The sequence below is a fragment of the Verrucomicrobiota bacterium JB022 genome, assembly GCA_030673845.1.
Taxonomy (GTDB): domain Bacteria; phylum Verrucomicrobiota; class Verrucomicrobiia; order Opitutales; family Oceanipulchritudinaceae; genus WOUP01.
The window spans coordinates 50,993-74,194 of sequence record JAUTCQ010000004.1 but is presented as its reverse complement, the minus strand read 5'-3'; the positions used below and the strand labels follow the sequence as shown (position 1 = coordinate 74,194).

Genomic DNA, 23,202 nt, shown 5'->3' with positions numbered 1-23,202 from the left:
ACGTGCCTGCTTCCGTGAAGCTGCCAAGAAGGCTGGTGCCCAGCTGCTCGAGCCGATCATGAAGGTCGAGGTTGTTACCCCGGAAGATTACGTCGGCGACGTTATCGGCGATCTGAACTCACGTCGTGGTCAGATCCAGGGTCAGGAAGCACGCGGCAACGCGGTTGTCATCGACGCTCTGGTGCCGCTGGCGAACATGTTCAAATATGTCGACAATCTGCGCTCCATGTCGCAGGGTCGCGCCCAGTATTCGATGGTCTTCGACCACAATGCGCCCGTTCCTTCGAACGTTGCGCAGGAAATTCAGGCGAAGTATTCCGGTCAGAACTGATCGGAATACACCCGTAACGTAACTGAAAAATTCCCCCGTCGCGGGGTCTGAAATATAGGAGCCAAAAATGGCAAAGGCAAAATTCGAGCGCAACAAGCCGCACGTAAACATTGGCACGATCGGTCACGTTGACCATGGCAAGACATCGCTGACGGCTGCGATCACGAAGTATTTCGGCGACTTCAAGGCGTACGACCAGATCGACGCTGCGCCTGAAGAAAAGGCTCGTGGTATCACGATTTCGACGGCCCACGTTGAATACGAAACCGACAAGCGTCACTACGCCCACGTTGACTGCCCCGGCCACGCCGACTTCGTCAAGAACATGATCACCGGTGCGGCGCAGATGGACGGTGCTATCCTCGTGGTTTCCGCCGCCGACGGCCCCATGCCGCAAACCCGCGAGCACATCCTCCTCGCCCGCCAGGTCGGCGTGCCGAAGATCGTGGTGTGGCTCAACAAGGTCGACCTCCTCGACGACGAAGACCTCCTCGAGCTCGTCGAAATGGAAGTCCGCGAACTGCTCAGCAAGTACAACTACGATGGCGACAATGCCGCCGTGGTGCGTGGTTCGGCCCTGGGTGCGCTGAACGGCGAGCAACAGTGGGTGGACTCCGTGTCCGAGCTGATGAACACGCTCGACAGCGAAATCCCCGAGCCCGAGCGCGAAATCGACAAGCCCTTCCTGATGTCCGTCGAAGACGTGTTCTCGATCACCGGTCGTGGCACCGTCGCCACCGGTCGTATCGAGCGCGGCAAGGTCAAGGTTGGTGAAGAAGTGGAAATCGTGGGTCTGACCGACACCAAGAAGACCACCGTGACCGGCGTGGAAATGTTCCGCAAGCTCCTCCCCGAAGGTCAAGCCGGTGACAACGTCGGCCTGCTCCTCCGTGGCGTGGCCAAGGACGACATCGAGCGCGGCCACGTGCTCGCCAAGACCGGTTCCATCAAGCCGCACACCAAGGCCAAGGCCGAAATCTACGTCCTGACCAAGGACGAAGGTGGCCGCCACACGCCGTTCTTCTCCGGCTACCGCCCGCAGTTCTACTTCCGCACGACCGACGTTACGGGCATCCTGACCCTGCCGGCTGGCGTGGAAATGGTGATGCCGGGTGACAACCTTGCGGTGGAAATCGAACTCGGCAAGCCGATCGCGATGGAAGCCGGTCAGCGCTTCGCCATTCGTGAAGGTGGCCGCACCATCGGTGCCGGTCGCGTGATCGAAGTGATCGCCTAAGACCGATTTTCGGATTTTTTACTGGCGTTGCCGGAGATCTTGACTAAGGATCTCCGGCTTCCGCCTCTTTTTTACAGGGTAGTAGCTCAATTGGTAGAGTAGTGGTCTCCAAAACCATTGGTTGGGGGTTCGAGTCCCTCCTGCCCTGCCACTTTTCGTAGTGGCACCTCAGTCAGGACATTTTCTTTTCAGGTAAACGTGACCTGACTCAGCTGCCTTTGCGGCATTTTCTTCACCCATTCCCATGAGCAATCCTTTCCGACGCTTCGGCATCTTCCTCTCCGAGACATCTGCGGAGCTGCGCAAGTCTGTCTGGCCGACCGGGAGCGAGCTGCGCGACAGCACGATCGTCGTCTTCATTGCCACGGTCCTGCTGGGCATCTTCGTCGCCCTCGCGGATTTCAGCGTCTACGGGTTTGTCGAACTCTTTACCAAGTTGGTGCGCGGGTAGGCTGTAAAAGCCCCCGCGCTCTTGTTGTTTCCATGTCCTTTGATTCCGAAAACGCCTCCGGGCCCACGGCGAACCCCCAACGTGAGGGTAAGTGGTATGTGGTGCAGACGCTCTCCAACAAGGAGATGACGGCGAAGCGTTACATCGACCGCTACATCAGCGAGTACGAGCTCGACGACTACATCTTCGAAGTCCTCGTGCCCAGCGAAACGGTCTCGGAAGTCAAGCAAGGCAAGAAGACCCAACGCCAGCGCAAGCTCTACCCCAACTACATCTTCCTGCACTGCCGCCTCTACGACGAGGACGACCGCCTGGTGCAAAAAGTGTGGTACTACATCAACGGGGCAGACGGCGTGATCGGGTTTGCTGGAGGCCAACGCCCCGCCGCACTCAAGCAGGACGAAATCGAAGGCATCCTCCAGAAGGTTGCCGAGTCCGAAGGCAAGGAAGTGCCCAAGGTGCAATACGAGCTCGGCGAAGAGGTCAAGATTACCGACGGTCCCTTCGTCAACCTCACGGGCCGCATCGACGAAATCAACCCCGAAGCCGGCCAGCTCAAGGTCTCCGTATCCATTTTTGGCCGCTTCACGCCCGTTACCCTCGAGTACTGGCAAGTCGAGCGCGTCACCGAAGAAGACTAGGCGCTCAATCCCCATTTACGCTTTAATACCTTTCCATCATGGCCAAGAAAGTCACCGGTCTCATCAAGTTGCAACTGCCCGCCGGCGCTGCCAATCCGGCTCCGCCCGTCGGTCCGGCTCTGGGTGCCGCCGGCGTGAACATCATGGGCTTCTGTAAGGAGTTCAACGCCCGCACGAAGGATCAAGCGGGCATGATCCTGCCGGTGGTCATCACCGTCTATCAGGACCGCTCCTTCACCTTCATCCTCAAGAGCCCGCCCGCGGCCGTCCTCCTCAAGAAGAAGGCCGGTATCGCCAGCGGCTCCGGCGTGCCCAACAAGACCAAGGTTGGTACTGTCACGCGCGCCCAGATCAAGGAGATCTGCGAGATCAAGAAGGAAGACCTCAGCGCCAAGAGCCCTGAAGCCGCCCAGCGCATCATCGAAGGCACCGCCCGCTCGATGGGCATCGAAGTTGTCGACTAAGTTTTAACCCTGCAACGACTGAACCTCCACGGAGGGAGTTGAAGATATGCCCGCTATCGCAAAACGCTACGCCGCCGCCACCAAGCAAGTGGACCGGTTGCGCACCTATCAGTTGGACGAAGCCCTCAAGACGCTCGCCAGCTTCCCCAAAGCCAAGTTCGATGAAACGGTCGAGCTTTCCTGCCACCTCGGTGTCGACCCCCGCCAGTCCAATCAAATGGTCCGCGGCGTGGTCAACCTGCCCAACGGTTCCGGCAAGAAGGTCCGCGTGATCGTCTTTACCGAAATCCCCGACGTAGCCAAGGAAGCCGGCGCCGACGAAGCTGGCCTCGAAGACCTGCTCAAGCGCGTCGAAGACGGCTGGACGGATTTTGACGTCGCCATCGCCACCCCTGCTGCGATGAAGGAAGTTCGCCGCGTCGCCCGCGTGCTCGGCCCGCGTGGCTTGATGCCGAACCCCAAGAGCGGCACCGTGACCGATGACACCGCCGCAGCCGTGAAGGCTGTGAAGGGTGGGGGCCGCGTCGAGTTCAAGATGGACAAGACCGCCAACATCGGCGTCATCGTCGGCAAGCGCTCCTTTACCGGCGAGCAGCTCGAAGAAAACATCAAGACCGTGATCGACGCCATCGGCAAGCTGCGCCCGGACGGCCTCAAGGGCCAGCGCTACATCAAGTCGATGACCATCTCCGGCACCATGACCCCTGGCGTCAAGCTCGACCAGAGCCTCTTCGCCTCCTACTAACCGCCGAACCGAGAACACGCCATGCAATCTGAAAAGCAATACCTCGTCGAAGAGGTCCTCAGCTACCTGGATCGTTCGGACTACCTGTTTCTGGTCGACTTCACGGGCCTGACGGTTGCGGATACCGAAGAACTGCGCAAGCGCCTGGCTGCCGTCGATGCGGAATTCCACGTCGTCAAGAACAGCATTTTCCGCCGCGCCGCCGGCGAACGCGAATACCCCGAAATGGGCGAGTGGCTCAACGGCCACACCGGCCTCATCTTCGGTGGCGAGAAGATCCCCGCCGTCGCGACCGCCGTCGAAAAGTTCCAGAAGGATTCGAAGAAGCTCGTCATCAAGGGCGCCGTTCTGTCCAAGAACCTCGTCTCCGCTGCCGACTTCAGCAACCTGAAGGACCTGCCCACGATCGAAGGCGTCCGCGCCCAACTGCTCGCCCTCATCAACACCCCCGCCACCTCGCTGGTGCGCCTGCTCAACGCCCCCGGCCAGCAGTTCGTCACCATCATCGACGCCCGCAAGCGCGATCTCGAGGAAAAGGGTGGCGCCCAGGCCTAGGCCCCGGGCTCTTTATACCATTTTTGAACATCTTCAGGCTTCCTGAAGCCAAAAAACGTTAAGTAACTCCAACAATTGGACCCATTGGGAGGCGCGACCTCGTAATTGCCCTAACGGGCGCCAAGGGACCAGAAGGAAATCCAATGTCCGACATCACCTCCGAACAAGTCGTCGAATGGTTGAGCAACCTCACCATTCTTGAAGCCACCAAGCTCGTCAAGGAGCTCGAAGAAAAGTGGGGCGTTTCCGCCGCCGCTCCTGTCGCCGTCGCCGCCGCTGGTGCCGCCGCCCCGGCCGCTGCCGAGGAGAAGGAAGAACAAACCGAATTTGACGTGATCCTCGAGTCCGCTGGCGACAAGAAGATCAACGTCATTAAGGAAGTTCGTGCCATCACCGGCCTGGGCCTCAAGGAAGCCAAGGACCTGGTCGAAGGCGCTCCGAAGCCCGTCAAGGAAGGCGCGACCAAGGAAGACGCGGAAGCCATCAAGAAGCAGCTCGAAGCTGCCGGCGCTACCGTCAAAATCAAGTAACGCAAATCGACGTTTCTGCGTTCCAGTTTATTTCCCAGGCAGCCAGGCGGCTCGCACCAGTCGAGTCGTCTGGCCTGCCTGTCTTCATTTGTTCTTACCCAAGGATCCCTGCCTAAGGGAGCCACAACCCCGCCGGATGCCAACGCCTGATTGAGCCGCCTTTGTGCCGCCTCGACCATGCTCTGGCCTTAGTGGGGCCGCCCATCCTCCACACCTCCAACGTATCGCCATGTCCGACCGCATCAACTTCGGGAAACTGAAAGAGGTCATCTCTCCTCCGAACCTGATCCAGATTCAGGCCAACTCGTTCAAGGAGTTCCTGCAGGCAGAGCTGCCTGTGGCTCAACGCCAGCACGTCGGTTTGGAAGCCGTTTTACGGGAAGTCTTCCCGATTGAGAGCTACGACGGCCGTTGCAGCCTCGAGTACGTTTCTTACAACGTCACCCCGCCGAAGATGACGGAGATGGAAGCGATCCGCGAAGGCGTCAGCTTCTCGACTTCCCTCTACGTCAAGCTCCGCCTGCGCGAAGAAGAGGCGATCAAGGACGAAGAAATTTACATGGGCGAGCTGCCCATGATCACCGAGCGCGGCTCGTTCATCATCAACGGCGCCGAGCGCGTCATCGTCTCCCAGCTCCACCGCTCCCCTGGCATTGCCTTCGAAGTGGCACCGCACACCAGCGGCAAGAGCCTGCACAGCTTCCGCATCATCCCCGACCGCGGCACCTGGCTGGAGACGCAGTTCGACCAGAACGACCTGCTCTACGTCTACCTCGACCGCCGCCGTCGCCGCCGCAAGTTTCTCATCACTACGCTGTTGCGTGCGATGGGCTATGGCAGCGACTACGAGATCCTCAATTTCTTCTACGATATCGAGGAGCTGAATGTGACGGAAGCCTTGGCGATGGACAGCGTGTCCCGCCTCGTGCTGGTCGAAGACCTCGTCGACGCCGAGAAGGGCGCCGTGCTCGCCCGCGCGTTCGAGCCGCTGACCAAGACGATCGTCCGCAGCATCGAAGCCGCCGGCATCGACACTGTGCGCGTGATCGACACGACTATCGACGACGGCGCGATCATCCGCTGCCTCAAGAAGGACCCGACGCGTAACGAAGACGAGGCCCTCAAGGATATTTACAAGCGCCTGCGCCCCGGCGAACCGCCGACCACGGCCAATGCCCGTGCCCTGCTCAAGCGCCTCTTCATGGACCCGAAGCGCTACGACCTCGGGCGCGTGGGTCGCTACAAGATCAACCAGAAGCTGACGCTGACGACCGATCTGGACGTGCGCACGATCAATGTCGAAGACATCGTGGCCGCGACCAAGTACCTCGTGAAGCTGAAGAAGGGCGAGGGCGTCGTCGACGATATCGACCACCTCGGCAGCCGCCGCGTCCGCACGGTGGGTGAGCTTTTGATGAATCAGTGCCGGATCGGCCTGGCCCGGACGGAGCGCACCGTCAAGGAGCGCATGACCCTGTATGATCAATCCGTGGATTCGATCACCCCGGGCAAGCTGATCAACCCGAAGGCCCTGAGCACGGTGATCCGCGACTTCTTCGCACGCAGCCAGCTCAGCCAGTTCATGGACCAGATCAACCCGCTCGCGGAAGTGACGCACAAGCGCCGCCTCTCCGCCCTCGGGCCCGGTGGTTTGAACCGTGAGCGTGCGGGCTTCGAAGTGCGCGACGTGCACCCCTCGCACTATGGCCGTATCTGCCCGATTGAGACGCCGGAAGGTCCGAACATCGGTCTGATCAACAGCCTTTCCATTTACTCCCGCGTCAACGAGTTCGGCTTCATCGAAGCTCCGTATCGTGTGGTGAAGGGCGGCGAGGTTTCCGACGAAATCGTCTACCTCAATGCCGACCTCGAAGAAGGCAAGACCATCGCCCAGGCCAATGCCCGGGTCGAAGGCCGCCACTTCGTGGGCCGTGTGACCGCTCGCCGTGGTGACGACTTCCTCGAAGTCGATCCCTCCGAAGTCGACCTGATGGACGTTTCGCCCAAGCAGGTGGTTTCGGTCGCGGCCGGCCTGATCCCGTTCCTCGAGCACGACGACGCCAATCGCGCGTTGATGGGCTCGAACATGCAGCGCCAAGGTGTGCCGCTGCTCCAGACGGAAGCCCCGCTTGTCGGCACCGGGATCGAAGGCCGTGTGGCCCGCGACTCCAAGACGGTGACGATTGCGGAAGCCCCCGGCATCGTGGCCAGCGTCGACGCCCGCCGCATTGTGGTGACGCGCGATGGCACGGCCCCCAAGCTGGGCAAGCGCCCGAAGAGCGACCCGAAGAACGGCATCTGGGTTTACGAGCTGCGCAAGTTCCTCCGCTCCAACGCCGGCACCTGCTTCAACCAGAAGCCCCGCGTGCTCAGCGGCCAGGAAGTGAAGGAAGGCGACCTGCTCGCCGACGGCGCTTCGACCGACAAGGGCGACCTCGCGATCGGCAAGAACGTGCTCGTGGCCTACATGCCGTGGAATGGTTACAACTTCGAAGACGCGATCCTGATCTCCGAGCGCCTGCTCGCCGACGACGTCTACACCTCGATCCACATCGAGGAGTTTGAAGTGACCGCTCGCGACACCAAGCTCGGGCCGGAAGAAATCACGCGCGACATCCCGAACGTGGGTGAAGAAGCCCTCAAGAACCTCAGCCACGACGGCGTTATCCGCGTCGGTGCCGAGGTGAAGCCGGGTGACATCCTGGTCGGCAAGATCACGCCCAAGAGCGAGACCGAGCTGGCCCCGGAAGAGAAGCTGCTGCGCGCGATCTTCGGCGAAAAGGCTGCGGACGTGAAGGACACCTCGCTGCTCGTCCCCTCCGGTACCTACGGCATCGTGATGGACGTCAAGGTCTCCAGCCGCGTCGACGGCGAGCCCGAAAAGCTCTCCGCTTCCGACCGCCGCCGTCAGATCAAGAAGATCAACGAGGAATACCGTGCGCAGGGCGACAAGCTCCGCGAAAGCCTCACGGAAAGCCTTTCCAACATCCTTTTGGGTGAAAAGATTCCGCTCGACGTCGTGAACAGCGAGTCCGGCGAAGTCATCATCCCCGCCAACCGCAAGATCACGAAGACCTTGCTGCGCCGCCTCGCCGCCGTCTACAAGTCGATCGACATCGACCCGTCGCCGGTGCGCATCAAGATCATGGAGATCATCGAGAGCTTCAAGAGCAAGTTCGATGAGCTCGATGAGGAGCAGCAGCGCAAGGTCGACCAGGTTGAATCGGGCAACGACGTCGAATCCGGCACGATCAAGAACGTGAAGGTCTACGTCGCCACCAAGCGCAAGATCCAGGTGGGTGACAAGATGGCCGGTCGCCACGGTAACAAGGGCGTTGTGGCCAAGATCGTCCCGATCGAAGACATGCCCTACCTCGAAGATGGCACTTCGGTCGACATCTGCCTCAATCCGCTGGGCGTGCCTTCGCGGATGAACGTGGGCCAGGTGCTCGAGTGCCACTTGGGCTTTGCCTGTAAGCGCCTCGGCATCAAGATCGCCACCCCGGTGTTCGACGGTATCCCGGAAGCCAAGATCAAGGACTACCTGCGCCAGGCCAAGCTGCCTGAAACGGGTAAGAGCTTCCTGGTTGACGGTCGCACCGGTAACCGCCTCGACCAGGCGGTGGTCGTGGGCTACACCTACATGCTGAAGCTGAACCACCTTGTGGCGGACAAGATCCACGCCCGCGCGGTTGGCCCCTACAGCCTCATCACCCAGCAACCCCTCGGCGGTAAGGCCCAATACGGCGGCCAGCGCTTCGGGGAAATGGAAGTGTGGGCGCTCGAGGCCTATGGTGCCGCTTACACGCTGCAGGAACTGCTCACCGTCAAGTCCGACGACGTGCAGGGCCGTACCAAGATTTACGAGCAATTGGTCAAGGGCGACAACAGCCTCCAAGCCGGCACGCCGCAGTCCTTCAACGTGTTGATGAAGGAAATGCAGAGCCTGTGCCTCGACGTCCGCCTGGGTAACCAGGACCCGCTGGCCTCCGCTTTCGGAGCCTAAACTTCGCGCCTATCCGCACCCCCTCCACGCCATGAGTTCCACGACCGACGAAATTCAGAATCGCGAGATCCGCGACCTTCTCGGCTTCGAGAAGGACCAGTCGTTCGACCAGGTCAGCATCAGCATCGCTTCGCCCGACACGATCCGCCAGTGGTCGCGCGGCGAGGTGAAGAACCCGGAAACGATCAACTACCGCACTTTCAAGCCTGAGCCCGGCGGCCTCTTCTGCCAGCGCATCTTCGGGCCGGTGCGGGACTACGAGTGCGCCTGCGGTAAGTACAAGCGCATCAAGTACAAGGGTGTCATTTGCGACCGTTGCGGTGTCGAAGTCACGATCAGCCGCGTGCGCCGCGAGCGCATGGGCCACATCGAGCTCGCCGTGCCTTGCTCCCACATCTGGTTCCTCAAGAGCATGCCGAGCCGCCTCGGCCTCCTGCTCGACTTGACCGCGCGTAACCTCGAGCGCGTGATCTATTACGAAAACTACATCGTAACGGATCCGGGCAAGACGCCGCTGGAAGAGAAGCAGCTGCTGAGCGAGCAGGACTACCAGGCCGCCGTCGACGAGTATGGCGAAGACGCTTTCGAGGCCGAGATGGGTGCCGGCGCGCTGCGCAAGGTGCTCGAACGCCTCGACATGCAGGCCGAAGTCGACCTGCTCTACGAGCAAATGGGCAACACCCGCTCGAAGCAGATCAAGAAGAAGCTCTCCAAGCGCCTCAAGGTGCTGCAAGGCTTCATCCAGTCCGAGAGCCGCCCCGAGTGGATGGTGCTCGAAGTGCTGCCCGTGATCCCGCCGGACCTGCGCCCGCTCGTCCCGCTGGAAGGCGGCCGCTTCGCCACCTCCGACCTCAACGACCTTTACCGCCGCGTCATCAACCGGAACAACCGCCTCAAGAACCTCTTGATGCTGAAGACGCCGGACGTGATCATCCATAACGAAAAGCGCATGCTGCAGGAGTCTGTGGACGCGCTCTTCGACAATGGACGCCACGGCCGCGCCGTCACCGGTGCCGGCAATCGCCCCCTCAAGTCTCTCAGCGACATGCTGAAGGGCAAGCAGGGCCGCTTCCGTCAAAACCTGCTCGGTAAGCGCGTGGACTACTCCGGCCGTTCCGTGATCGTGATCGGTCCGGACCTGAAGCTCCACCAGTGCGGTCTGCCCAAGAAGATGGCGCTCGTGCTGTTCGAGCCGTTCATCATCCGCCGCCTCAAGGAGCTGGGCTTCGTCCACACCGTACGTGGCGCGCGCAAGATGATCGAAAAGCGCAGCCCCGAAGTGTGGGACATCCTGGAAGAAGTGACGAAGGGCCACCCGGTGCTGCTCAACCGCGCGCCAACGCTCCACCGCCTTTCCATCCAGGCCTTCGAGCCCACCCTGATCGAGGGTGACGCCATCCGCCTGCACCCGCTCGTTTGCTCGCCTTACAACGCGGACTTCGACGGTGACCAGATGGCCGTGCACGTGCCGCTCTCGCTCGAGGCCATCCTCGAGGCGAAGCTGCTCATGCTCTCGACCAACAACATCTTCTCGCCCTCCAGCGGTGACCCGATCCTCACGCCGTCGCAGGACGTCGTGCTCGGCTCGTACTACCTCACGCTGGAGCCCCGCTTCGAGCCGGAAGACGAGAGCAAGCTGCCCCTCTTCAACGACGCGACCGAAGTGTTGCTCGCGGAGGCCGACGGCGTGGTGTTCAAGCACGACTGGATCCGGATGAAGAACCCGGACTACGGTCGCGACACCGTGCACGGCAAGAAGGACAAGAAGGTCATCGTCACGACTCCTGGCCGCGTGCTCTTCAGCACCATCTGGCCGGAGATCCTCGGCTTCATCAACTTTGCCGTGCCGAAGAAGAAGCTCGGTAGCCTGATCAACGACACCTACCAGCATGCTGGCAAGGAAGAGTCGATCCTGCTGCTCGACCGCCTCAAGGAGCTCGGCTTCCGCATCGCCACCATCGCCGGTATCTCCATCGGCATGGAAGACATGATCATCCCGCCGGAAAAGCCCGACATCGTGAAGCGTGCGCGCGATCGCATCGCCGAGGTGGCCGAGCAATACCGCCGCGGTATCATCACCGGAGGCGAGCGCTACAACAAGGTGATCGACATCTGGACGGGTGCGACCGACGAAATTGCCAAGGCGGTGTTCGATCAATTGAACCGCAACAACGGCAAGAAGGAAGTCAACCCGGTGTTCCTTATGATGGATTCCGGCGCGCGGGGTAACAAGCAACAGGTCCGCCAGCTGTGCGGTACCCGTGGTTTGATGGCCAAGCCCTCCGGCGAAATCATCGAACGCCCGATTCTGTCGTCCTTCCGCGAAGGCCTCACGGTGCTCGAGTACTTCATCTCGACCCACGGCGCCCGTAAGGGTCTGGCCGACACCGCGCTGAAGACGGCCGACGCCGGTTACCTGACCCGTAAGCTTTGCGACGTGGCGATGGACATCATCATCACCGAAGGCGACTGCGGTAACCGCGACGGCATCTGGAAGCACGCCATCTATGAGGGCGACGACGAAATCGTGCCGCTGCGCGACCGTATCACCGGCCGCTGCTCCAGCAACGACATTCCCAACCCGCTCAACCCGGACGAGCTGCTCGCCGCCAGCGGCCAGCTGATCACCGCCCCGATGGCCCGCCGCATCGAGGAAATGGGCATCGAGCGCGTCAAGATCATGTCGCCGCTCACCCACTCCCGCAAGAACCGCCTCTCGGCCAAGGCCTACGGCATCAACCCGGCGACCAACGCCGTGGTCGAAGTCGGCACCGCCGTCGGTATCATTGCGGCTCAGTCGATCGGTGAGCCCGGCACGCAGCTGACGATGCGTACCTTCCACATCGGTGGTATCGCCTCCGCGCTTTCGCAATCCGCCGAGATCCGCGTGCGCCACTCCGGTATCGTCCGTTTCTCCGGCCTGCGCCTCGTCGAGGTGAACAACGGCGCCGCCCTCGTGGTGCTCAACAAGACCGGTCAGGTGACGATCGTGGACGAGAAGGACCGCGAGCTGGAAAACTACAACATTCCGGCCGGTGCTGTGCTCGGCATCAACGATGGCGACCGCATTGAAAGCGGCGCGACCCTCGTCCAGTGGGACCCGTTCAACGTGCCGATTCTTTCCGAAAAGGAAGGTCTCGTCCGCTTCCGCGACATGATCCCGGGCGTGACGGTCAAGCGCGACGTCGACCCCTCCAGCGGCCGTATCGCCACCATGGTGGTCGAACACCGCGAAGACCTCAGCCCGCAAGTCGAAGTGGTGGACGCCAACGGCAAGCTGCTCGCGACCTACGCCATTCCGACCGGTGCTACCGTGTCCGTCAATGAAGGCGACGAAATCGCGGCCGGTTCGCTCCTCGCCAAGACGCCTCGCCAGGCGTCCAAGACGCAGGACATTACCGGTGGTCTGCCCCGTGTGGCCGAGCTCTTCGAAGCCCGCCGCCCGAAGGAAGCCGCCGAAATGGCCAAGATCGAAGGCATTGTCTCCATGGGAGGCAGCGTCCGCGGCAAGAAGCGCCTGATGGTGACCGACCAGGAAACCGGGCAGGAAGAGGAACACCTCATCCCGCACGGCAAGCACATCATCGTGCAACCGGGCGACATCGTGCGCAAGGGCCAGCATATTACCGAAGGCGCGGCCGACCCGCACGAAATCCTCGAGATTCTCGGGCCGTCCGCCGTGCAGGAATACATCCTCAGCGAGATCCAAAAGGTCTACCGCATGCAGGGTGTGACGATTAACGACAAGCACATCGAGCTGATCATCAGCCAGATGCTCCGCAAGGTCCGCATCACCGATCCGGGTGACGGCGACTTCTTCTGGGGCGAGCAGATCGATCGCGAGACGTTCCTCGACGAAAACCGTCGCCTCGAAGAGGCCGGTGGTCAGCCCGCCGAAGGCGAGCCGATCATGCTCGGCATCACCAAGGCCTCCGTCGAGACCGAGTCGTTCATCTCCGCCGCTTCCTTCCAGGAGACCACCCGCGTCCTCACCGAAGCCGCCACGCTTGGCAAGATCGACAAGCTCGAAGGCTTCAAGGAGAACGTGATCATGGGTCACCTCATCCCGGCCGGCACCGGCCTGCCGCGTTACCGCCGCCTCAAGATCAACACGATCGGCGCGGCCATCCCCGAAGAGGACGTCATCTAGGCCCTCTTCCTTTTACCAGGCTTTCAGGAGCCGCGCCCGCTGCCAAACTGCGGCGGGCGCGGTTTTTATTCTATTTAAGCTTGATTCGCCCAAGAAAGTACTTGCTGACCACCGTGAGTACTGTAGTTTTACCGCTTTTCCTTTCTAACACCCTTTAGGTAACACATGCCCACCATTAACCAACTCGTCCGCAAGCCGCGCGTCTTGCAGAAGGAGAAGAGCAAGAGCCCCGCACTGAAGTCTTGCCCCTTCCGTCGTGGCGTCTGCACCCAGGTGATGACCCGCACCCCCAAGAAGCCGAACTCCGCTATCCGCAAGGTGGCGAAGGTTCGCCTGACCTCCGGCTACGAAGTGATCGCCTATATTCCCGATGAAGGTCACAGCCTGCAGGAGCACAGTGTCGTGTTGGTCCGCGGTGGCCGTGTGAAGGACTTGCCCGGTGTTCGCTATCACATTGTTCGCGGCACGCTCGACTGCACGGGCGTCGATAGCCGCCGTCGTAGCCGTTCCAAGTACGGCGTCAAGCGTCCCAAGCCCGGTGCCGCTCCGGCCACCAAGGGCAAGAAGAAGTAACCCACCCTTTCGAGGTACTACCGAACGAACCCATGTCACGTCGTCGCCGCGCCGAAAAACGCGAACTCATTCCTGACCCGCGCTACAACAGCCCGCTCGTCAGCCAGTTGATCAACGTCACCATGCTCGACGGCAAGAAGTCCGTCGCGCTCAAAATCGTTTACGGCGCTTTCGAGCGTGTGAGTGAAGAGCTGCAAAAGGGTGACCCTGTGGACCTCATGTTGGGTGCCCTGGAAAACATCCGCCCCAAGCTGGAGGTCAAAAGCCGCCGCGTGGGTGGTGCTACCTATCAGGTGCCGCTGGAAATCTCTTTCGAACGCCAGACCAGCCTTGCGCTGCGTTGGCTCGTGGACGCTGCTCGCAGCCGCCGTGGCCCGATGCGCGAAAACCTGGCCGCTGAACTCATCGACGCCTACAACAACACCGGCACCGTGGTGAAGAAGAAGGACGACACGCACAAGATGGCCCAGGCCAATCGCGCGTTCGCCCACCTGCGCTGGTAGTAGGGTTGACTTCCGAGACCCTTCTCACACCGCCAACTCGCCAGCAAAAACCGCCAGAAACCATGTCTGCGACCATCGACCCGACCAAACTTTCGCCCGCCAACGCGAAGGAGCGCCAATACCCGCTCGAGTTTCAGCGTAACTTCGGTATCGCTGCCCACATCGACGCCGGTAAGACGACCACGACCGAGCGTATCCTTTATTACTCCGGCAAGATCCACAAGATCGGTGAAGTGCACGAAGGTGCCGCCACCACCGACTGGATGGAGCAAGAGCGCGAACGCGGTATCACCATCACCGCCGCTGCTGTTTCCTCCGAGTGGACGACGAAGCAAGGCCCGCGCGAAGGCATCAAGCACCGCATCAACATCATCGACACCCCCGGCCACGTGGACTTCACGGCCGAGGTGGAGCGCTCGTTGAAGGTGCTCGACGGCGCGGTCGCCGTGTTCTGCGCGGTCGGTCACGTTCAGCCCCAGTCCGAAACGGTCTGGCGCCAGATGAACAAGTACCACGTGCCCCGCATTGCGTTCGTCAACAAGATGGACCGCACGGGTGCCGACTTCTTTGGCTGCATCGACTCGATGCGCGAAAAGCTGCGCGCCAACGCCCACCCGCTCTACCTGCCGATCGGCGCCGAGGAAAACCTCAAGGGCCTGATCGACCTGGTGGAAATGAAGGCCATCACGTACGATGAGACCGACAAGTGGGGTGCCAAGCTCTTCATCGACGAGATCCCCGAGGAATACCGCGAGCAGGCCGAAGAATACCGCGCCACTTTGCTCGAAGAAGTCTCTTCGCACAACGAAGAGCTGATGGAGAAGTTCCTCAACGACGAAGAAATCTCCAGTGAAGAGCTGCGCGAAGGCATCCGCCGCGCCACGCTCTCGCTCGAGTTCGTCGGTGTGATCCCTGGCTCCGCCTTCAAGAACAAGGGCGTGCAGCGCGTGCTCGACGCGGTGGTGGACTACCTGCCCAGCCCGCTCGACATCCCGCCGCAAAAGGCGCACCACGTCGACAACGAAGAGGAGATCATCGAAGTCTCCCCCAACGACAGCGCCCCGATGGCTGGCCTCGCGTTCAAGCTCTGGACCGACCCCTTCACCGGCCGACTCGTCTTCTTCCGCATTTACCAAGGCACGCTCCGCAAGGGCACGGCCCTCATCAACCAGCGCACCGGCAAGACCGAGCGTGTGTCGCGCCTCATGGTGCTGCACGCCGACCGCCGCGAAGACGTGGATGTGGCCTACTCTGGCGACATCGTTGCGATCATCGGCGCCAAGGAAGTCCGCACTGGCGACACGCTGTGCGACAAGGGCGTTGAGCTGACCCTCGAGCCGCCGACCTTCCCCGAGCCCGTCATCAACATGTCGGTGGAGCCCGCCTCCAAGGCTGACCAGGAAAAGCTCTCGCTGGCCCTGCAAAGCCTGGCAGACGAAGACCCGACCTTCCGCGTGATGACCAACGAGGAAACCGGTCAGACCATTATCGCCGGTATGGGCGAGCTTCACCTCGACATCATCAAGGACCGCCTCCTGCGCGAGTTCAAGGTGGATGCCGCCGTGGGTAAGCCGCAAATCTCCTACCGCGAGTCGATTCAGGCCGCCGCCGATGGCGTGGGCAAGTTCGTCCGCCAGTCCGGTGGTCGCGGTCAATACGGCCACGCCGAGATCAAGCTCGAGCCCAACGAAAAGGGCAAGGGCTACGAGTTCTCCAACGAAATCGTGGGCGGCGTGATCCCGAAGGAATACATCCGCCCGACGGAAGAAGGCATCAAGGAAGCCATGAACAACGGCACGGTCGCGGGTTTCCCGGTGATCGACTGCAAGGTGCGCCTCGTGTTCGGTTCTTTCCACGAAGTCGACTCCAACGAAATGGCGTTCCGCATGGCTGGTATCTTCGCGTTCCGCGATGCGATGCAGAAGGCGCAAGCCCAGCTGCTCGAGCCGGTCATGAAGGTCGAAGTCGAAGTGCCGGACGAATACCAAGGTGACATTGTGGGCGACCTCAATCGCCGCCGGGGTATCATCCAAGGCATGACCTCCAAGAACGGCATCGCCAAGGTCAATGCCTTCGTCCCTCTCGAAAAGATGTTTGGCTATTCCACCGACGTGCGCTCGCTCTCCAAGGGCCGTGCCAGCTACGCGATGGAGTTCAGCCACTACGAACCCGTGCCGAACAACCTGGTGGCGGAGATCGTCAAGACCTCCTCCCGAGCCCCGGCCCGTACCTAATTTCAATCCAACTTTTAGCAGAGAATACCTCCCATGGCTGGTCCCCGCATTCGCATCAAGCTGCAAGGCTACGACTACCGTATCATCGACCAAAGCGCCTCCGACATCGTCGACACGGCCAAGCGCTCCGGCGCTCGTGTTGCCGGCCCGGTGCCGCTGCCGACCTACATCGAGAAGCGCTCGTTCAATCGCTCGGTGCACGGTGACAAGAAGTCGGCCGAACAGTTTGAGCAGCGCACCCACAAGCGCCTGATCGACATCGTCGAGCCGACCGCCCAAACGGTGGACGAGCTGAAGAAGCTCAACCTTCCGGCAGGCGTCGATATCTCGATCAACGTCTAGGTTTCGGACCCCGCTACGAGGTCTCTTTCCTTTCGCCCCGGCCGTGTGCCGGGGCTTTTTTGTCGCCACGGGGTGGGGCAGTACAGAAACTGTGCCACTGCCGCATATTTTACGGAATCTGGCGTTGACACGTATCGTTGGTACCTGCAGTGTCCTCCCTTTCGTGCTTATCAGCTGATCGGAAAGCCGACGGTGTTCACCGCGGACCTCTTTGCGGCAGATGAGTGCAAAACTACAGGTAACCGCCGGTTAGCTACCGGCAAATGAGTTCTATTTTCTTTTTTTAACCTCTAATGCAGGGTTTTCAACGTCTGCTCCGCAGACCCCTGCCGCTTAGATCATGAATCAACTAATCGGTAAAAAGATCGGGATGACCCAGGTCTACACGGACGACAACCAGCTTGTGCCGGTGACCGTCATTGAGGCTGGGCCTTGCCCGATCGTGCAGATCAAGACGCCTGAAAAGGACGGCTACCACGCTGTTCAGATCGGCTTCGGTGCCAAGAAGGAGAAGAATACCTCCCAGGGCATGAAGGGTCACTTCGCCAAGGCTGGCGTGGAGCAGCAGCGCATCCTGCGGGAAATCCGCCTGGAAGACGCCGCTCAAGCCGAGCTTGGCCAAAACCTCACCGTCGAGATCTTCGACGGCGTGGAGAAGATCGACGTGATCTCGACCACCAAGGGTCGGGGCTTCGCCGGTGTGATGAAGCGCTGGAACTTCGCGGGCGGCCCTGCCTCTCACGGTTCCATGTTCCACCGTCGCGGTGGTTCCTATGGTATGCGCCAGTTCCCGGGCGAGATCGCCAAGGGCAAAAAGATGCCTGGTCACTACGGCTCCGATCAGCGCACCGTGCAAAACCTCAAGGTCGTCAAGGTGCTCGCCGACAAGAACCTGATTCTCGTCAAGGGCAGCGTCCCCGGCGCCAACGGTTCTACCGTCATCGTCCGCCGCGCCATCAAGCAACGCAAGTCCGCCTAGCCTGACTGGAGATAACTACCGATGAAACTCAAGTTTTATACCGCTGACGGCGCTTCCTCCTCCGAGAAGGAGTATGCCATCCCCGCGTATGATGGGGAAAAGGGCGTGCAGGCGCTGAAACAGGTCATCCTCGCCCTTCAGGCCAACCGCCGCCAGGGCACGTCTTCGACCAAGACGATGAGCACCGTGCACGGCACGGGCAAAAAGCCGTTCCGCCAAAAGGGCACCGGCCGCGCTCGTCAAGGCTCGATGGTCCGCCCGCAGCACTACCACGGCGCTGTCGCCCACGGCCCCCAGCCCCGCGACTGGAGCCAGAAGGTCAACCGCAAGATGAAGCGCCTCGCGCTGGCCCGTGCTCTCTTCGAGCGCGCCCGCGATGGTGAAGTGGCGGTGATCGAGAAGTGGGAAGTTGCCGAGCGCAAGACCCGCGTCTTCAACTCGATCCTCAAGAACATCGCCCCCGCCGGCCGCGTGCTGGTGCTCGATGATTCCTGGGCCGACCAAACTATCCTCGCCGCCCGCAACCTCGCCCGTGTGGACGTGAACGAAGCGGCCGATGTCAACGCCCTCGATCTTTGCGACTACGACGCCGTCGTCGTTAGCGAAAAGGGCATCGAAAAGCTCCTCAGCCGAGTGACCGGAGGGAATGCGTAATGACCCACGCCGCTAATATCATTATCGAGCCGCTCCTGACCGAAAAGGCCACGGAGAAGCAAAGCAACGCGAACCAATACACCTTCAAGGTCGCTCGTGGCGCCAATGCGGACGCCATCAAGCAGGCCATCGAAAAGCAATTCGAAGTGAAGGTCGTGGCGGTGCAGACCGTTAACGTGAAGCCCAAGTTCAAGATGAACCGGATGCGCCGGGGCGTCATTGAGCGCCGCTCGCCCTACAAGAAGGCGATCGTGCGCGTCGAAGCCGGGCAAACCATCGAACTCGTCTAAACGAAAAGGAGCGAGTAACCATGCCCATCGTAACCAAACGTCCTTTGACCCCCTCGCAGCGCTTTCGCGTCGCGAACACCGCTCCCCAGCTTTCCAAGGAGCGCCCGGTCCGTAGCCTCACGGAGCGCAAGAACAAGAGCGGCGGCCGTAACGTCTATGGCCGCCTGACGAGCCGCCGCCGCGGTGGTGGCCACAAGCAGCTTTACCGCAAGATCGACTTCAAGCGCGAGCGCCTCGACCAAGTGGCCGAAGTGCAACGCCTGGAGTATGACCCGAATCGTAGCGCCCACATCGCCCTCGTGAAATACGAAGATGGCGAGCTGCGTTACATCCTGGCCCCCAATGGCCTGCAGATCGGTGCCAAGATCGTCAATGCCAGCAAGGTTGCCGCTTTCGATGTCGGCAACAGCATGCCGCTCGCAGTGATCCCCCCGGCCAGCCGCGTCCACGCCATCGAGCTGGAGCCGCGCACCAAGGCGATCCTCGTGCGCTCCGCTGGCGCCGCCGCCACGCTCGTCTCGATCGAGAAGGGCATGGCCACCCTACGCATGCCTTCGGGCGAAGTCCGCATGGTCAACGCCGAGTGCCGCGCCACGATCGGTGAAGTGGGTAACAGCACCCACGGCAACGAGAAGCTGGGCAAGGCCGGCCGCAACCGCTGGAAGGGCAAGCGCCCCCGCGTGCGTGGTGTGGCGATGAACCCGATCGACCACCCGATGGGTGGTGGTCAGGGCAAGACCTCCGGCGGTGGCCACCCGGTCAGCCCCTGGGGCCAGCTCTCGAAGGGCTTCCCGACGCGCAAGCGCAGCAAGACTTCCAACAAGTATATCCTTGTGCGCCGCAACGGTCGCAAGGTTCGCCAAAAGTAACCCCGTTCTCCGTTACCAGAAATGGCACGCTCACTGAAAAAAGGTTTCTTCGTTGACCCCGGCCTCTGGGACAAGGTGCTCGCCGCGCAGGAAAAGGACGACAAGCGTCCGCTCAAGACCTGGTCGCGTCGTTCCACGATCACCCCGGAGTTCGTCGGTCTGAACTTGGATGTGCATAACGGCAAGGGCTTCGTCCCGGTGCACATCACTGAAAACATGGTTGGCCACAAGTTGGGCGAATTCTCGCCCACGCGGACCTTCAAGGGTCACCAACCCAGCTCCAAGAAGTAATTTCCGCCTCCCCGCAAGTCATGGAAGTTAAAGCATCCACCCAAAGCGCGCGCATCTCGCCCAAGAAGGCTCGAGACGTGGCCCGCGTGATCCAGGGCCGACCTGCCCAGGAGGCGATGGACCTGTTGAAGTTCATCCCGCGCAAGGCCGCTAAGCTCTACGAGGCCGTCCTCAAGAGCGCGATCGCCAACGCCGAGAACAACTTCAACCTGAATTCCGACCACCTCGTGGTGCGCACGGCCAAGGCTGACCAAGGCCCCGTGTTCCGTCGCTTTCGCCCCGGCGCTCGTGGTTCGGCCAAGCCCATCCGCAAGCCGACCAGCCACCTGACCATCGTTCTGGCCGAGCAGGTCCCCGCCCATGATCACCACCACGATCATGATCACGACCACAACCACGCTCACGCCCACTAAGCCCCGCACGCACCATGGGACAAAAAGTTAATCCAATCGGTTTTCGTCTCGCCGTCCGCCGCGACTGGCAATCCCGCTGGTTTGCGCGCAAGCAAGACTTCGGCGCCAACCTCAACGAAGACTACCGTATCCGGAAGTTCCTCGAAGAGAAGTTCCGCTACGCCGCAGTCCCCCGCATCTTCATCGAGCGGGCCGGCCAGCGCGTGCGCGTCAAGGTCTACACCGCCCGCCCGGGTATGGTGATTGGCCGTAAGGGCCAAGAGCTTGAGAAGGTGAAGGAGCAACTCGCCAAGATGGTGGGCCGCGACCTCATCCTCGACATCCAGGAAGTGAAGAAGCCCGACCTCGTGGCCCAGCTCGTCGCCGAATCGGTGGCCTTGCAGCTCGAGCGCCGCATCTCCTTCCGCCGCGCGATGAAGAAGGCCGTGCAAAGCACGATGAGCCTCGGCGCCGACGGTATCCGTTTGCAAGTGTCTGGCCGCCTCGGCGGTTCTGACATCGCTCGCACGGAGACCACCCGCTCCGGCCGTGTGCCCCTGCACACCCTCCGCGCCAATATCGACTACGGCTTCGCTGAAGCCCGTACCGTTTACGGCATTATCGGCGTCAAGTGCTGGCTCTGCCTGCCCGACGGCGAGAAGCCGCTGAGCCTCTAAACCCGTAATTTTTAACGATCTAACTTTCTTCGCGCCATGCCTTTAATGCCCAAACGCACGAAGTACCGGAAGGCTCAGCGGGGTCGCAATCGCGGCAACGCCAAGGGTGGTGACACCTTGGCCTTCGGTGAATTTGGCATTCAGACGCTCGACCGTGGCCTTCTTTCCGCTCAGCAGATCGAAGCCGCTCGTGTCGCGATCAACCGCTACCTTTCTCGTAAGGGTAAAGTCTGGATCCGCGTCTTCCCGCACCAGCCGGTGACCAAGAAGCCTGCCGAAACCCGTCAGGGTAAAGGTAAGGGTGGGGTCGAATACTGGGCCGCCAATATCCGCCCCGGTTTCATCCTCTTCGAACTCTCCGGGGTCAGCGCCACGCTCGCTCGCGAAGCCTTCCGCCTGGCGGACGGCAAGCTGCCGATGCGCTGTCGCTTCATCACCAAGGACGGTCAATAACCTCAACCCATTGTCCAACCATGGCGCTTGAAACGAAAACCCTTCGCGAACATTCCGTGGCCGAGCTTGAAAAGCAGCTGCGCGACCTCCAGGAGAAACTCCTGAAGGCCCGCCTCGACAAGCTGACCGGCCAACTGGAGAAATCCCACCTCCTCAAGGAGCACCGCCGCGACATCGCGCGACTCCTCACGGTCATCAACGAAAAGAACCGCCAGGCGACCCCCGCCCAGGCTTAACTAATTTAGCTACATGAGCGAGTCGGCCCAACGCAATAGCCGTAAGACGATTTTCGGCCAAGTCACTTCCCGCTCCGGAGACAAGAGCATTAAGGTGACGTACGATTACAAAGTCCGCCACCCCCTCTATCAGAAGGAAGTGAAGCGGAAGACCGTGGTGCACGTGCACGACGAGAAGAATGAAGCTGGCGTGGGCGACCGCGTCCTGATCATGGAAACGCGCCCGCTGAGCAAGCTCAAGCGCTTCCGCGTTGTCGAGGTGGTCGAAAAGGCCCCTGTGATCGGTTAACCTTTATCTGAAAAGGAGATACTCCCATGATTCAGATGGAAAGCATGGTCGATGTCGCCGATAATACCGGCGCCAAGAAGGCCAAAATGATCCGCCGCCTCGGCCAGCCCACCCGCACTGCCGCCGTTGGCGACGAAGTGATCGTGCACATTCGCGATTCTTCTCCCGACGCTGCCGTGAAGAAGGGCGCCGTGCACCGCGCCGTGATCGTGCGCACCCGCTACCCGATCCGCCGCGCGGATGGCAGCTACCTGCGCTTCGACAACAACGCCGTCGTCCTCATCAACGCGGATGGTGCGCCCCGTGGCAATCGTGTCTATGGCCCGATCGCTCGCGAGCTGCGCCAAAAGCGCTACATGAAGATCATCTCCCTCGCCCCGGAGGTCCTTTAACATGAGCACCGAAATCAAAGCAGGCGACGAAGTCGTCGTCATCGCCGGCAATGCCCGCGGTACCCGCGCCAAGGTGATGCAGGTTCTCGTCAAGAAGAACCGCGTGTTGCTCGAAGGCGTGAACAAGCGCAAGCACCACGAGAAGCCCCGCTCCGAGAGCGAGCCCGGCGGCATCATCGAGCGCGAAGCCCCGATCCACATTTCGAACGTGATGCTGGCCAGCCGTTACGACGGCAAGGTTGCCGCCAAGAAATAAATTTACACATTCAACTGTTTCAGAGGTCCACAGGGGCACGGTCGGTATCGGCCCCAGGAAACCGCGAAACCAAAGCAAGATGCCAAAACCATTTCTCCAGGAACATTACGAGAAGGTCGTCGCCGCCGAGTTGCAAAAGGAACTCGGCCTGGCGAACGTGCACCTGATTCCTCGTCTCGAAAAGATCGTGCTCAACTCCGGCTTCAATGCGACGCTGGACAAGGGCCAGATCGAGGAAAGCGTGCGCGACCTTAGCTCCATTGCCGGCCAGAAGGCGATCATCACCAAGGCCCGCAAGAGCATCTCCAATTTCAAGCTGCGCGAGGGCATGCCCATCGGGGCCAAGGTGACCCTGCGCGGTGCCGCGATGTGGCACTTCCTCTACAAGACCATCGCCATCTGTCTGCCTTCGATCCGCGACTTCCGCGGCGTGAACGACAAGCTGGACGGTTCGGGTAACTTCACCCTGGGGATCAGCGACATCACGATCTTCCCGGAAATCCCGCAAGACGGCGCCAAGCGCCAGATGGGCCTCGATATCTGTATCGTGACGACCGCCTCCAACGACGAACAAGGGCGTGAGCTGCTCCGCAAGCTCGGCATGCCCTTCCGCAAGCGCAACAACGCGCAAGAACCCGCCGCCGCCAACGCCTAAACCAGCA

At 61.1% G+C, this 23,202-nt stretch carries 27 protein-coding genes and 1 tRNA gene; all 28 read left to right on the top strand.

Annotated features, from left to right (window positions below):
* Nucleotides 1–331 (top strand): elongation factor G (gene fusA / locus Q7P63_03390; protein MDP0499121.1); only part of this gene is annotated, 331 nt, incomplete at its 5' end.
* Nucleotides 332–398: 67 nt separating this feature from the next.
* The gene (gene tuf / locus Q7P63_03385) at nt 399–1,568 is read left to right on the top strand and encodes an elongation factor Tu (GenBank protein MDP0499120.1); all 1,170 of its coding nucleotides are present in this window, start codon (nt 399–401) and stop codon (nt 1,566–1,568) included.
* Between the two features lie 75 nt (nt 1,569–1,643).
* Nucleotides 1,644–1,719, top strand: a tRNA-Trp gene (locus Q7P63_03380).
* Nucleotides 1,720–1,812: 93 nt separating this feature from the next.
* Nucleotides 1,813–2,019, top strand: coding sequence for a preprotein translocase subunit SecE (gene secE, locus Q7P63_03375; GenBank protein MDP0499119.1), 207 nt, complete (start codon nt 1,813–1,815; stop codon nt 2,017–2,019).
* Between the two features lie 32 nt (nt 2,020–2,051).
* Nucleotides 2,052–2,660 (top strand): transcription termination/antitermination protein NusG, encoded by a 609-nt coding sequence (gene nusG, locus Q7P63_03370; GenBank protein MDP0499118.1) that lies wholly within the window; start codon nt 2,052–2,054, stop codon nt 2,658–2,660.
* Nucleotides 2,661–2,698: 38 nt separating this feature from the next.
* Nucleotides 2,699–3,124 carry a 50S ribosomal protein L11 gene (gene rplK / locus Q7P63_03365; GenBank protein MDP0499117.1) on the top strand — a complete coding sequence of 142 codons (426 nt, stop codon included), beginning with the start codon at nt 2,699–2,701 and terminating at the stop codon, nt 3,122–3,124.
* Nucleotides 3,125–3,170: 46 nt separating this feature from the next.
* Entirely contained in the window at nt 3,171–3,869 is a 699-nt protein-coding gene (gene rplA, locus Q7P63_03360; protein ID MDP0499116.1) for a 50S ribosomal protein L1, read from the top strand.
* Between the two features lie 21 nt (nt 3,870–3,890).
* Nucleotides 3,891–4,424, top strand: coding sequence for a 50S ribosomal protein L10 (rplJ, locus tag Q7P63_03355; GenBank protein MDP0499115.1), 534 nt, complete (start codon nt 3,891–3,893; stop codon nt 4,422–4,424).
* 143 nt (nt 4,425–4,567) lie between these two features.
* Nucleotides 4,568–4,954, top strand: coding sequence for a 50S ribosomal protein L7/L12 (gene rplL / locus Q7P63_03350; protein MDP0499114.1), 387 nt, complete (start codon nt 4,568–4,570; stop codon nt 4,952–4,954).
* 229 nt (nt 4,955–5,183) lie between these two features.
* Nucleotides 5,184–8,960 (top strand): DNA-directed RNA polymerase subunit beta, encoded by a 3,777-nt coding sequence (gene rpoB, locus Q7P63_03345; protein MDP0499113.1) that lies wholly within the window; start codon nt 5,184–5,186, stop codon nt 8,958–8,960.
* A gap of 31 nt (nt 8,961–8,991) precedes the next feature.
* Complete coding sequence (rpoC, locus tag Q7P63_03340; protein ID MDP0499112.1) at nt 8,992–13,110, top strand: DNA-directed RNA polymerase subunit beta'; 4,119 nt, start codon at nt 8,992–8,994, stop codon at nt 13,108–13,110.
* Nucleotides 13,111–13,275: 165 nt separating this feature from the next.
* Nucleotides 13,276–13,683, top strand: coding sequence for a 30S ribosomal protein S12 (gene rpsL / locus Q7P63_03335; protein MDP0499111.1), 408 nt, complete (start codon nt 13,276–13,278; stop codon nt 13,681–13,683).
* Nucleotides 13,684–13,715: 32 nt separating this feature from the next.
* On the top strand, nt 13,716–14,186 hold the full coding sequence (gene rpsG / locus Q7P63_03330) for a 30S ribosomal protein S7 (protein ID MDP0499110.1): 471 nt from the start codon (nt 13,716–13,718) through the stop codon (nt 14,184–14,186).
* A gap of 62 nt (nt 14,187–14,248) precedes the next feature.
* The gene (gene fusA, locus Q7P63_03325) at nt 14,249–16,420 is read left to right on the top strand and encodes an elongation factor G (GenBank protein MDP0499109.1); all 2,172 of its coding nucleotides are present in this window, start codon (nt 14,249–14,251) and stop codon (nt 16,418–16,420) included.
* A gap of 33 nt (nt 16,421–16,453) precedes the next feature.
* Nucleotides 16,454–16,762 carry a 30S ribosomal protein S10 gene (rpsJ, locus tag Q7P63_03320; GenBank protein MDP0499108.1) on the top strand — a complete coding sequence of 103 codons (309 nt, stop codon included), beginning with the start codon at nt 16,454–16,456 and terminating at the stop codon, nt 16,760–16,762.
* 340 nt (nt 16,763–17,102) lie between these two features.
* Entirely contained in the window at nt 17,103–17,741 is a 639-nt protein-coding gene (gene rplC, locus Q7P63_03315) for a 50S ribosomal protein L3 (protein MDP0499107.1), read from the top strand.
* Nucleotides 17,742–17,762: 21 nt separating this feature from the next.
* Entirely contained in the window at nt 17,763–18,395 is a 633-nt protein-coding gene (gene rplD / locus Q7P63_03310; protein MDP0499106.1) for a 50S ribosomal protein L4, read from the top strand.
* Nucleotides 18,395–18,685 carry a 50S ribosomal protein L23 gene (gene rplW, locus Q7P63_03305; GenBank protein ID MDP0499105.1) on the top strand — a complete coding sequence of 97 codons (291 nt, stop codon included), beginning with the start codon at nt 18,395–18,397 and terminating at the stop codon, nt 18,683–18,685. The genes rplD and rplW overlap by 1 nt, the downstream gene beginning before the upstream one ends.
* 20 nt (nt 18,686–18,705) lie before the next feature.
* Nucleotides 18,706–19,554, top strand: coding sequence for a 50S ribosomal protein L2 (gene rplB, locus Q7P63_03300; GenBank protein MDP0499104.1), 849 nt, complete (start codon nt 18,706–18,708; stop codon nt 19,552–19,554).
* A gap of 21 nt (nt 19,555–19,575) precedes the next feature.
* The gene (rpsS, locus tag Q7P63_03295; protein ID MDP0499103.1) at nt 19,576–19,845 is read left to right on the top strand and encodes a 30S ribosomal protein S19; all 270 of its coding nucleotides are present in this window, start codon (nt 19,576–19,578) and stop codon (nt 19,843–19,845) included.
* A 20-nt stretch (nt 19,846–19,865) separates the two neighbouring features.
* On the top strand, nt 19,866–20,258 hold the full coding sequence (gene rplV, locus Q7P63_03290; GenBank protein ID MDP0499102.1) for a 50S ribosomal protein L22: 393 nt from the start codon (nt 19,866–19,868) through the stop codon (nt 20,256–20,258).
* 14 nt (nt 20,259–20,272) lie between these two features.
* Nucleotides 20,273–20,914, top strand: a complete 642-nt coding sequence (gene rpsC, locus Q7P63_03285; protein MDP0499101.1) for a 30S ribosomal protein S3 — start codon at nt 20,273–20,275, stop codon at nt 20,912–20,914.
* Nucleotides 20,915–20,950: 36 nt separating this feature from the next.
* Complete coding sequence (gene rplP / locus Q7P63_03280; GenBank protein ID MDP0499100.1) at nt 20,951–21,367, top strand: 50S ribosomal protein L16; 417 nt, start codon at nt 20,951–20,953, stop codon at nt 21,365–21,367.
* Between the two features lie 20 nt (nt 21,368–21,387).
* Nucleotides 21,388–21,603: a 50S ribosomal protein L29 gene (gene rpmC / locus Q7P63_03275; protein ID MDP0499099.1), complete on the top strand. Its 216-nt coding sequence runs from the start codon at nt 21,388–21,390 to the stop codon at nt 21,601–21,603.
* Nucleotides 21,604–21,616: 13 nt separating this feature from the next.
* Nucleotides 21,617–21,892 (top strand): 30S ribosomal protein S17, encoded by a 276-nt coding sequence (rpsQ, locus tag Q7P63_03270; protein ID MDP0499098.1) that lies wholly within the window; start codon nt 21,617–21,619, stop codon nt 21,890–21,892.
* A gap of 26 nt (nt 21,893–21,918) precedes the next feature.
* Entirely contained in the window at nt 21,919–22,284 is a 366-nt protein-coding gene (gene rplN, locus Q7P63_03265) for a 50S ribosomal protein L14 (GenBank protein ID MDP0499097.1), read from the top strand.
* Between the two features lies 1 nt (nt 22,285).
* The gene (locus Q7P63_03260) at nt 22,286–22,540 is read left to right on the top strand and encodes a 50S ribosomal protein L24 (protein MDP0499096.1); all 255 of its coding nucleotides are present in this window, start codon (nt 22,286–22,288) and stop codon (nt 22,538–22,540) included.
* 79 nt (nt 22,541–22,619) lie between these two features.
* A complete protein-coding gene (gene rplE / locus Q7P63_03255) occupies nt 22,620–23,195 on the top strand; it encodes a 50S ribosomal protein L5 (GenBank protein MDP0499095.1) in 576 nt (191 codons plus the stop codon).
* Nucleotides 23,196–23,202 lie beyond the last annotated feature (7 nt).